At 27.3% G+C, this 11862-nt stretch carries 8 protein-coding genes; all 8 read left to right on the top strand.

Going from position 1 to position 11862, the window contains the following annotated elements:
• Positions 1-12: 12 nt before the first annotated feature.
• Positions 13-1668 carry a sugar ABC transporter substrate-binding protein gene (locus HCG76_RS06295; RefSeq protein WP_221699387.1) on the top strand — a complete coding sequence of 552 codons (1656 nt, stop codon included), beginning with the start codon at positions 13-15 and terminating at the stop codon, positions 1666-1668.
• A 222-nt stretch (positions 1669-1890) separates the two neighbouring features.
• The gene (locus tag HCG76_RS06290; RefSeq protein WP_221699388.1) at positions 1891-3573 is read left to right on the top strand and encodes an extracellular solute-binding protein; all 1683 of its coding nucleotides are present in this window, start codon (positions 1891-1893) and stop codon (positions 3571-3573) included.
• Between the two features lie 84 nt (positions 3574-3657).
• A complete protein-coding gene (locus HCG76_RS06285) occupies positions 3658-4635 on the top strand; it encodes an ABC transporter permease (protein ID WP_221699389.1) in 978 nt (325 codons plus the stop codon).
• A gap of 18 nt (positions 4636-4653) precedes the next feature.
• Positions 4654-5547, top strand: coding sequence for a carbohydrate ABC transporter permease (locus HCG76_RS06280; protein WP_260458041.1), 894 nt, complete (start codon positions 4654-4656; stop codon positions 5545-5547).
• Positions 5547-6668, top strand: a complete 1122-nt coding sequence (locus HCG76_RS06275) for a glycosyl hydrolase family 8 (RefSeq protein WP_221699443.1) — start codon at positions 5547-5549, stop codon at positions 6666-6668. Before HCG76_RS06280 ends, HCG76_RS06275 begins: the two co-directional genes overlap by 1 nt.
• A 99-nt stretch (positions 6669-6767) precedes the next feature.
• On the top strand, positions 6768-8312 hold the full coding sequence (locus HCG76_RS06270; RefSeq protein ID WP_221699391.1) for a glycoside hydrolase family 43 protein: 1545 nt from the start codon (positions 6768-6770) through the stop codon (positions 8310-8312).
• A gap of 83 nt (positions 8313-8395) precedes the next feature.
• The gene (locus tag HCG76_RS06265; protein ID WP_221699392.1) at positions 8396-10150 is read left to right on the top strand and encodes a sensor histidine kinase; all 1755 of its coding nucleotides are present in this window, start codon (positions 8396-8398) and stop codon (positions 10148-10150) included.
• Positions 10151-11731 carry a response regulator transcription factor gene (locus HCG76_RS06260; protein ID WP_221699393.1) on the top strand — a complete coding sequence of 527 codons (1581 nt, stop codon included), beginning with the start codon at positions 10151-10153 and terminating at the stop codon, positions 11729-11731. It abuts the gene before it with no gap.
• Positions 11732-11862: the final 131 nt, after the last annotated feature.

Below are 11862 nucleotides of genomic sequence, written 5' to 3'. Positions count from 1 at the left end.
TGGGAGTTTGTTATGAAATCATTTAAACAAAAAATAATATATGCTACAATAAGCATTCTTATTTTGGTTATTGTAGTTAATATATATAGAAAAATAAATAATATTAATAAAGATATTAAAAGATTTACAGCATTTTATGCAGTTCCAGGAGATAAAATTACAGATAGAAATAGAATAAAAAATGCTATAACACAAAAAATAGGAGCAGAAATAAATGAAGAGTGGTTAAATAATAAAACTCCAGAAGAAAAAATTCAAAGTATGATTGAGTTAGGAAAGTACCCAGATTTTATAGATGGCGGAGATGCTACACAGGCACTAATAGATGCAAATGCGCTAGTACCATTAGAAGATTATATTGACAAATATCCTAATATAAAGAGTTATTTATCAGAAAGTGATTGGAGAAAATTAACTGATAAAGATGGGCATATTTATATAATTCCGCAGTTTGGGATTGTTAAAGGTGAAGATAAGAGTACAATCCATAAGGGAGAAGCTTTTTGGATACAAAAAGAAGTATTAAAATGGGACAACTATCCGAATATTAAAACACTTGATGAATATTTTGATTTAATAGAAAGGTATAAAGATGCACATCCAACTATTAATGGTGAAGAAACTATTGGATTTCAAATTTTAACTTATGATTGGAGGATGTTTTGTTTAGAAAATCCTCCTCAGTTTTTAGCAGGCTATCCTAATGATGGAGGTGCTATAGTAAATCCAGATACATTAGAAGCAAAAATATATAGTGATATTCCAGAAGCAAAAATGTATTTTAAAAAGCTAAATGAAGTTTATAACAAGGGGTTAATAGAATCAGAAACTTTTACACTTTCGTATAATCAGTATTTAGAGAAATTATCAACTGGAGCAGTTCTAGGGATGGTAGATCAATATTGGCAGTTTGAAAGTTCTGATATTGAATTGTTACAAAAAGGTCTTAATAATAGAAGATGGATACCGCTAGCATTAACAATAGATGAATCTGTAACTCCTAATTATTATAATTATATGGTAGTAAATTCTAGTAGAGGAATAGGGATAACAAAGAGCTGTGAAGATATAGATGGAGCCATGAAAGTTATAAATGATTTATTAGATCCTGAAATTCTTATTTTGAGAAATTGGGGAGAAGAAGGTATTGATTATATGGTAGATGATAATGGTGAGTTTTATAGAACAGAGGAGCAAAGAGAAAATTCATTAGATAATAAGTGGGTATTAAATAATATGTGTTATTATCAATACTTACCTATGTACAAAGGTATGTTAGATGATGGAATAAATGCTGTTGTGCCTTGGGAGCAGTCAAGGGAGTTTTATGAAAACTTAGGATCAAATGATAGAGAGCTATTAGAGGCATATGGATATGAAACATTTAATGAATTTATACCTAAAGTAAATGATAAGATATCAGAATGGTATCCAATATATTCATATTCCAATAACTTGTTTACAGATTCAGCAGCTGGAATTGCAAAGGAAAAGATGACAGAAATTAAACGTAAATTTCTTCCTAAAATTATAATGGGAAGAATTGATCAATTTGAATCTAATTGGAATGATTATATTTATGAATTGAGAAATAATGTGGATATATATATATATGAAGAGGCTCTTACTAATGAAGTTAAAAGAAGAGTAGAAGAATATAGCAAATAAATATATAGAGGGTTATATAGATATTAAAATTTATATAACCCTTTATTGTATTGTGAAAGTATAATATAACTTTTATTTATATATATAAAAATAAAAGTTATATTATATAATTTATGGTATTTTTTATATAATTTATTATGTTGAGAGAGGGGGCATGTAAACGTATAATTTAATCAATGGTTGGTTATTAAAACCATATAAGAGGAGAATGGGGGAGAGAAAATGAGAAAATCAAAAGTAGTGATATCGACTATTATTGCTGGAATAATGTCTATGTCAGTTTTAACTGGCTGTGGTGGCGGTTCAAAAGCAAATGAAAATGTAGGAACAGAACAAGTGAATGAAGATGGCATAAAAACATATACAGCTTTTTATGCAGTACCAGGAAAGGAATTACCAGATGATAATAGGATTAAAAATGTAATTGCAGAAAAGATAGGTGCAAAAGTAGATGAACAATGGTTAACAGGACAAACATCTCAAGAAAGAATTGGAGTTATGATAGCAGGAGGGGAATATCCAGATTTTATAGATGGTGGAGATGCAACACAAAATCTTATTGATGCTGGTGCATTAATACCTTTAGATGAACATTTAGATAAATATCCTAATCTTAAGAATTATTTAAGTGAAAAAGAATGGGATAAAGTTAGATCTGAAGATGGTCATATTTATATAATACCGCAATTTGGAGTAAGACAAGGTGAAGATACAGCAACTAATTTTAATGATGAGGCATTTTGGATACAAAAGGCAGTATTAGAATGGGATAATTATCCTGAAATAAAAACTTTAGATCAATATTTTGATTTGATTGAAAGATATAAAGAAGCAAATCCAACTATAAACGGCAATCCAACTATAGGTTTTGAAATATTAACACATGACTGGAGATATTTCTGTCTAGAAAATCCACCACAATTCATAGCTGGATATCCTAATGATGGTTCTGCAATAGTAGATCCAGAAACGTTAGAAGCAAAAAATTATAATACTATTCCAGAAGCTAAGGAATATTATAAGAAATTAAATGAAATGTATAATAAAGGTATATTAGATCCGGAATCGTTTACTAATTCATATGATCAATATATAGCAAAGCTTTCAACTGGAACAGTACTTGGTATGGTAGACCAACACTGGCAGTTCCAATCAGCTGAAACAGCATTAATACAACAAGGATTAGATGAAAGAACTTGGGTTCCGTTAGGTTTAGTTGTTGATGAAAGTGTACAACCTAAATATAGAGCAGTAACAGCATTAAATGTTTCAAATGGTATTGGAGTTTCTGTAAGTTGTAAAGATGTTGATGGAGCATTACAATTTTTAAATGATTTATTAGATGAAGAAATTATTAAATTAAGATCTTGGGGAGAAGAAGGTGTTGACTACGAAGTAGGAGAAGATGGAGTATTCTACAGAACTGAAGAACAAAGAGCCAATCCAAAGAATGAAGAATGGAAACTTAAAAATATGTGTGATTATGCATATTTACCGCATTTTACAGGAACATTAAAAGATAATATTAATGCTATTGAACCTGGAGATCAACCAAAAGAGTATTATGCAACTTTAAGTGATATAGATAAGAAAATATTAGATGCATATGGATATGAAAAATTCCCAGATTTTTTAGGAGAAACATTTGAAGATGTAGGACCATGGTATCCAATATATTCATTCACTAACCTTTTATCTGCAGATTCAGAGGCTGGAATAGCAATGCAAAAAATGGATGATATAAAAAGACAATGGTTACCTAAAGTTATTATGGCTAAAGATGGTGAATTTGAAGCTTCTTGGGATAAGTATATGAATGAATTAACTACAAAGGCTAATATAGAAGCGTATGAAAAAGCTTTAACAGATGAAGTTAAGAGAAGAGTAGAAGAATTCGAAAATTAAAATAATAAATGGTATCGAAAGATACCCTATATTCAAATATAGGGTATCGAAAGATACCCTATATTTGAATATAGGAGTATTAGTATGGAGATTAAATTCAAAACTAAAAAAATAAGTAATGTAGAGAAAAAAATAGATGTAAATACAAATAAAAAAGGTACATGGGAAATAATGAAAAGACAAAAAACACTTATTCTGATGGCTATTCCTTTTATTATTTATGTAGCTATATTTTGTTATGCGCCTCTTGCAGGATGGGTAATGGCATTTCAAAATTACAAACCAGGTAAGAGTATATTTGAACAAATATGGGTTGGACTTGATCAATTTAAATTTTTATTTTCAGACGATGTGTTTTTGAAGGTACTTAGAAATACTTTAGCTATGAGCTTAATAAATTTATCACTTGGTTTTATTTGCTCTATTGGATTAGCATTAATACTTAATGAGGTAAGGAATAGACATGCAAAAAAGTTTGTACAAACAGTATCATACTTACCACACTTCTTATCTTGGATAGTAGTAACAGGAATTGTTGCTGAAGTTTTATCACCATCTACAGGAGTTGTAAATGAAATATTGCAAAATATGAATTTAGTAGACAATCCTATAAACTTTTTTGCAGATCCAAAATATTTTTGGGGAATTGTAGGTGCAACTAATGTTTGGAAAGAAGTAGGATGGGGAAGTATTATTTATTTGGCAGCAATGACATCTATTAATCCAGACTTATATGAAGCAGCAGAAATTGATGGAGCAGGCAGATTACAAAAGATATGGCACGTAACTTTACCAGGTATAAAGCCTACAATATTTATCTTACTAATTATAAATATAGGTAATATTTTAAATGCTGGTTTTGAAATACAGTATTTATTAGGTAATGGTTTAATTCAAGATGTTTCTCAAACAATAGATATTTTTGTATTAAAATATGGTATTGGATTGAATAACTATTCTCTAGCTACTGCGGCAGGAATATTTAAGAGTGTAATTAGCATTATATTAATTTTTATTGCAAATAAAGCTGCAAAATCAGCTGGTCAAGAAAGTTTATTCTAGCATAAGGAGATGGTTAAAATGGAAATTAGAAGACGTAAAAGAAGCACTAAAGATATAGTATTTGATACAATTATAGCAATTTTTCTAATTATATTTGTTATTATTACTTTATATCCGATTATAAATACTTTGGCAGTATCTTTTAATGATGGTATTGATTCAGTAAGGGGGGGAATACATTTATGGCCAAGAATATTTACTCTTCAAAATTATAAAACTGTTTTTGCAAATCAAAATTTAGGACAAGCAGCGTTTATATCTGTAGCTAGAACATTAATAGGCACAGTATTATCAGTATTTTTAACAGCGATGTTAGCTTATGTTTTAAGTAGAAAAGAATTTATGTATAAGAAGCAATTATCATTTATTTATGTGTTAACAATGTATGTAAGTGGTGGAATGATTCCAACATATATTTTAATAAAGGAATTACACCTTTTAAATAATTTTTGGGTTTATATTATACCTGGATTAATTAGCGCTTTTAACATGATAGTAATACGAACATTTATTAATGGTATACCATATAGTCTTATTGAATCTGCAAAGATCGATGGGGCTGGAGATTTTAGAATATTTATTCAAATAATTCTTCCACTTTGTAAACCAGTACTTGCAACAGTTGCATTATTTGTTGCTGTTGGACAATGGAACTCTTGGTTTGATTCTATGCTTTATTGTTCAGCAGATAATTCATTAACAACATTGCAATATGAACTTATGAAATTATTATCATCAACTACTACACAAGGTGCAAGCGCAGAAGTCATGAAAAATGCAGGTAGTATTGTAACGCCAACATCTATTCGTGCAGCTATAACTATTGTAACTGCAGTACCTATTATATGTTTATATCCATTCTTACAAAGATACTTTGTATCTGGACTTACTATTGGAGGAGTTAAAGAGTGATGAGGAAATATGAGGACAAAAAATATAGAAACATACTTAATGAATACGGATATTCAATTGAAGAAATAGAAAATAGACTAGATGATGTATATAATACTATATTTTATGGAACAGATTGTGAAAGGTTATATCATGAATGTGGTAATGATATGGCATATTTTGTTGATACAGGTAATAATGATGTTAGGACAGAAGGTATGTCATATGCAATGATGATGTGTGTACAAAGAGATATGAAACAAGAGTTTAATAAATTATGGAAATGGGCTAAAAAGTATATGTGGATGGAAAGTGGTATAAATAAGGGGTATTTTGCTTGGTCTGTATCAACAGATGGAGTTAAAAATTCAGATGGACCAGCTCCAGATGGGGAAGAATATTTTGCTTTAGCATTATTTTTTGCATCACATAGATGGGGAGATGGAGAAGGAATTTTTAACTATTCCAAAGAAGCAAAAGATATATTACATGAATGTATTCATAAAGGTGAAGATGGTGAAGGAAAACCAATGTGGAATCCAGAAAATAAGCTTATAAAGTTTGTACCTAATTTAGAGATTACAGATCCATCATATCATTTGCCACATTTTTATGAATTGTTTGCACTTTGGGCTAATGAAGATGATAGAGAGTTTTGGAGAGAGGCAGCCAATAATAGCAGAGAATATTTGAAGATGGCTTGCAATCATGTTACTGGTTTAGCTCCAGAATATTCGTATTATAATGGTGAACCTTACTGTAAGGATAATCGTCAAAGATACTATAGTGATTCATACAGAGTTATTGGAAATTTAGCATTAGATTATTATTGGTTTGAAAAAGAACCTTGGGAATGTGAATGTATAAATAAAATACAAGTATTTTTCAATGAGACAGTTAAGGGAAAAGATGATTTAATATATGAAATAGATGGAACTATAATAAATGAAAAAGCCCTTCATCCTATAGCTATTATAGCAACTAATGCAATGGGATCGATAGTTAATAATGGGAAATATTCTAAAGCGTGTATTGAAAAGTTTTGGAATACATCTTTAAGAACAGGGACAAGAAGATACTATGATAATTGTCTTTATATATTTGCTCTACTAGCATTAAGCGGTAATTACAGAGTGTGGTAGAGTATGTAAGATAAGTCAGTATAAAAAATATTGGCTTATCTTAAGTAGTTTGTAAAGATAAAGTTATATGAATTAATAATTATTTAAGGAGAAATAAATATGACTAAACTAGTTAATCCAATTTTAAAAGGTTTTTATCCAGATCCATCTATATGTACGGTAGATGATAATTATTATTTGGTTAATTCAACATTTTCTTATTTTCCAGGAGTACCTATATTTAAAAGTAAGGACTTAATTAATTGGAGTCAGATAGGAAATGTACTGACAAGAGAATCACAACTCAATTTAACTAATACAAAACATTCAGAGGGGATTTTTGCACCAACAATTAGATATAATAATGGAAAGTATTATGTTATAACAACTAATATATCAAGAGGAGGAACATTTATTGTTACAGCTAATGTGCCAGAAGGACCATGGTCAGATCCATATTATATTGAAGGTGCTGAGGGAATAGATCCGAGTTTGTTTTTTGATGATGATGGAAAAGCATATTATGTAGGAACAAGGCCTAATAGTGATGGTTGTAAATACAATGGTGATTGGGAGATTTGGCTACAAGAAATTGATTTAGAAAGTTATAAGTTAATAGGAAATAGTAGAAGACTGTGGAAAGGTGCACTAAATGGAGTAATATGGCCAGAGGGACCACACATTTATAAAAGAAATGATTATTATTACTTAATGATTGCAGAAGGTGGAACAGCAAATGAGCATTCTATATCCATAGCAAGAAGTAAAAATATATTTGGAGAATATGAAGGAAATCCATGTAATCCAATACTTACCCATAGGCATTTAGGAAGAGATTATAAAGTAAAGAATGTTGGACATGGTGATTTAGTTAGAACCAGGGATGATAAGTGGTTTATAGTTATGTTGGGTAGTAGATATTGTGAAGGTTATTGTAATATTGGTAGAGAAACGTTTATTGCAAAGGTTAAGTGGGAGAATGATTGGCCTATTGTTAATGAAGGAAAAGGTATGCTATCAGATTATGATGACTTAGGTATGAAGGAATATAAAGTTGAGGCAAAGGAAACATGTTATCATTTTGATAGTAATAAGTTAAGTGATAAATTTTTAGTTTTGAGAAATCCTAGTGATGAATTATATTCACTAACAAAGAGACCTGGATATTTGAGATTATATTTAAAAAATATAGGGTTAGATGAATTAGATAATCCGGCATATGTATGTGTTAGACAAGAAGATTACAATTTTTTAGCAGCAACATCTATGGAATTTTTACCAATAGATGATGGTGATAGTGCAGGGCTAGCAATTGTTCAAGATAACAAACATAATATGAGGTTTATTTATACAAAGGAATCAGAAATTTTAAAAATAAGGTTGATAAATACAATTAATGGCTTAGATACTATTGTTGCTGATGCTGAGGTTGAAGCAAATTTATTAAGATTAAAAATAGTTGGAAATTGTCAAAATTTAGCATTTTATTATTCAATAGATGGAGAGAATTATAAAGAATTAATTAGTAATGTAAATGCTACAACTTTAAGTACAGATATTGCTGGTGGATTTGTTGGATGTACTATAGGATTATTTGCATATACTAAAAATATAAAAGGTGAAAATTACTCAGATTTCCTTTACTTTGAATATAGAAATATGTAATAATATACATATATATCAAGAATATACATATATATCAAGAATATATAGAAGATATATATGTATTTTATAAAAGGGGAATTTATGTGATAAATAACTATAGTATAAAAACTAAGCTTTTTAGTATTTTTTTCTTTGCTGTATTAATTCCTATGCTAACAAGTAATTATATTATATATACTAATATAACTAATAATATTATTAAAGAGCAAGAGGCTGAATTGAAGACAATTATTGAAAGAGTTGTTTACAATTTAGATAGAGTAATGCAAGACTCGATATCGGTTTCAAATCAATTATATAGATCGAAGGTTTTAGATAACTTTATATCTACACAATATGAAAATCCAATAGAATTTTATGATCAGTATATGTATATGTTAGATAATAATATTTTAAGGTATTACTATAATTCACAAAATGAATATAGTATTACCATATATACTGACAATGATACTATTTTAAATAGTAGTGATATGGTTAAATTAACTTCAAAAATTAAAGAAAATGAGTGGTATAAAGAATTTAAAAAAAGTGATAGAAATATTAATATTTCATCAAGTTATGATAAGAATGGGAATATTAGTATTTCACTTATAAAAAAGTTAGATTATTTTTCAAATGATAATGAAAAAATACTAAAGATAGATATAAACTATAACTCTATTTTGCAAGATATAATTGTTGAATATAGTAATTTTGGAATAGATATTTATATATGTAATGATAAATATATATTATTTTCAAATAATGAATTAAATAGTAATACCAATAATAGCAATACTTTGGACAAAATAATTCCAAAGGATATATTATTGCAACAGGAGTATGAAATATATGGTTATAATGGAATATGTAATATAGTAGTAACTGCAGAAAAAGATATTTACAATAGAATATTTAATAATAGTAAATTTAAAGGTATTATTATCTGTTTACTAATTTTAAATTTAGTAATTCCAACCATTGTAATTTTATTAGTTTCATATTCTATAACTAATAGATTATCATTATTAACTATACATTTAAAAAAGGTTAAGAATGGCGAGTTTGATACTATAGGTGTTGAGGTTGGTAAAGATGAAATAGGATCTGTAATGAATAACTTCAATTTAATGGTAGCAAAAATTGAGGAGCTTATAGATGTAATTTTAAAGAAAGATATTGAACAAAAGGAATTAGAATTAGCTAAAAATAGAGCAGAGCTTAAAGCTCTTCAAAGTCAAATAAACCCACATTTTATGTTTAATACTTTAGAAAGTATTAGAATGAGAAGCCTAATTAAGGAGGAAGAGGAAACTGCATTTATAATAGAAAATTTGGCCAAGCTATTAAGGCAAACTATTAATTGGGGTGAAGATAATATTAAGATTTCAGATGAAATAGGATTTGTTAATAATTATTTAGCTATACAAAAGTATAGATTTGGAGATAGATTAGATTTTAATATGAAAATTTCATCTGAATGTAATAATATTAGAATTCCAAAGTTATCTATATTAACATTTGTTGAAAATTCGTGTATTCATGGAATGGAAGGTGTAACATACAATGTGCAGGTAGGTATAGATATAATTATAGAGGATGATTATTTATATATATGTATTGCTGATAATGGGAAAGGAATATCTGTTGAAAAGTTAAATGAAATACAACATAAAATAAATAATTGTAACTTTGAATTGATTAATGGTGGTAGAGGGCTAGGGGTATTAAACGCATATATGAGATTACAAAAGTATAGTAATAATACAATGGATTTTAACATTGAAAGTAATCAAAACTACGGTACTACAATAAAGATAAAATTAAGAGTTATTGAGAATATGAGGTGTTTATAGATGATTAATGTTTTAATAGTTGATGATGAGCCATTTATTAGACAAGGTTTAAAAATATTAATTAATTGGAATTATTATGGATATAACATAATAGGAGAAGCGTCAAATGGCAAGGAAGCTATCAAGTTTATAGAAAAAAATAAAGTAGATTTAATAATTAGTGATATAAAAATGCCTGAAATGGATGGATTAGATTTAGTAAAAAACATTTATCAAAAATGGAATAAAAAAATTAAATGTATTATGCTTAGTGGTTATTATGAATTTGAATATGCAAAGAAAGCAATAAAGTATGGTGTTAAAGAATATATTTTGAAGCCAATAGAAAGAGAAGAATTGACTAATATACTAATATCATTTAAAGATGAATACGAAAAGGAAAGAGAATCGGATTATATAAAAAGAGAAAATAATAAAGTGATTTATGAAAGACATTTAAATAGGATAATTTGTGATGAATATAATGATGAAGATTTAAAATATATACAATGTTATCTTAAATATAAAAATTATCTAAGGTATATTAACATAGAAATTTATTCAAATGAAAATAGTGAGAAATGCAGAACAGAAGATAAAAGAAAGGTTTATGATAATTTAAAGGATTGGTTAGGCAATAATAATTTTTATAATATAATTTATGACATTATAAAGGAAGATAAACTTGAGGGAGTTGGATTAATATTTAGTAGTGTCTTATCTGATGAGTTAGGATTAAATGAACAACAGTATATAGAAAAATTAAAGATGCGATTAAATAGCTCTAATGAATACCAATGTAGATTACTTATTGGAAAGAAAGTAGAAACACTAAATGAAATTGGTATATCATATAACTCTTTATATATGATTAAGATTTTACAGAATAATACTAATAAAAAAAATATATTTTATTATGATGATATAGATAACAAAAAAAGTATAAATTACAATTTAATTAATGAAAATATAAACAAATTAATAAAGTCAATAGAAGATGGCGATGTAGTTAAAATAGAAAATTATATTGATATGTTTTATAGGGCTTTTAATAAAGATACTAATAATTTGAAAATTATTAAGATATATATTGATTATTTATTATGTAATTTAATAAATATTATTAAGGAGTTAAATTCAAGTACAAATAAAGATAAAGTATTAGAATATATAAATGCTGAATTGTTTAATAAGATTATAACAACTGGAAATGCTAGTGATTTAAAAAGGTTTTGTGTGGAGGTTTCTACATATTTAAGAGATTTAAGAAATAGTTCAATGCATAGTATATTAGCTTTAATTGATAAAGAGGTTAATGAAAATTACATGAAGCCACTAACTTTAAAGTACCTTAGTGAAAAATATTATTTAAATACTGCATATTTGGGGCAGCTATTTAAAAAGAATTATAATAAATCTTTTAAAGACCATTTAAATGATTATAGGATTGAAAAGGCATCGCTTATGTTAAAGAGAAGTAATGAAAAAATTTATAAGATTGCAGAAGATGTTGGATATAATAATACAGATTATTTTATAAGTAAATTTGTTCAAGTAAAAGGAATTACTCCGTTGCAATATAGAAAAAAATTTAGAGATTAGAATATATTTTAGATAAGTAAAATATTTATGCTAAATTTAAAATAAGATTGAATATATATGATTAAACGATTATTGAATATTAAAGGATATATAAGAATAAAGTAATAAAACATAGCCCATAATATTATAAG

Source organism: Clostridium sp. K13, assembly GCF_019734195.1.
GTDB lineage: Bacteria > Bacillota > Clostridia > Clostridiales > Clostridiaceae > Clostridium.
Note: the sequence above shows the minus strand (reverse complement) of the source record. Positions and strands in the feature narration are given on the sequence as shown.

Excerpts from the sequence above, each read along its gene's own strand:
- HCG76_RS06295 (WP_221699387.1), top strand. The coding sequence starts at position 13 with ATGAAATCATTTAAACAAAAAATAATATATGCTACAATAAGCATTCTT.
- HCG76_RS06260 (WP_221699393.1), top strand. The coding sequence starts at position 10,151 with ATGATTAATGTTTTAATAGTTGATGATGAGCCATTTATTAGACAAGGT.
- HCG76_RS06270 (WP_221699391.1), top strand. The coding sequence starts at position 6,768 with ATGACTAAACTAGTTAATCCAATTTTAAAAGGTTTTTATCCAGATCCA.
- HCG76_RS06275 (WP_221699443.1), top strand. The coding sequence starts at position 5,547 with ATGAGGAAATATGAGGACAAAAAATATAGAAACATACTTAATGAATAC.
- HCG76_RS06285 (WP_221699389.1), top strand. The coding sequence starts at position 3,658 with ATGGAGATTAAATTCAAAACTAAAAAAATAAGTAATGTAGAGAAAAAA.
- HCG76_RS06290 (WP_221699388.1), top strand. The coding sequence starts at position 1,891 with ATGAGAAAATCAAAAGTAGTGATATCGACTATTATTGCTGGAATAATG.
- HCG76_RS06280 (WP_260458041.1), top strand. The coding sequence starts at position 4,654 with ATGGAAATTAGAAGACGTAAAAGAAGCACTAAAGATATAGTATTTGAT.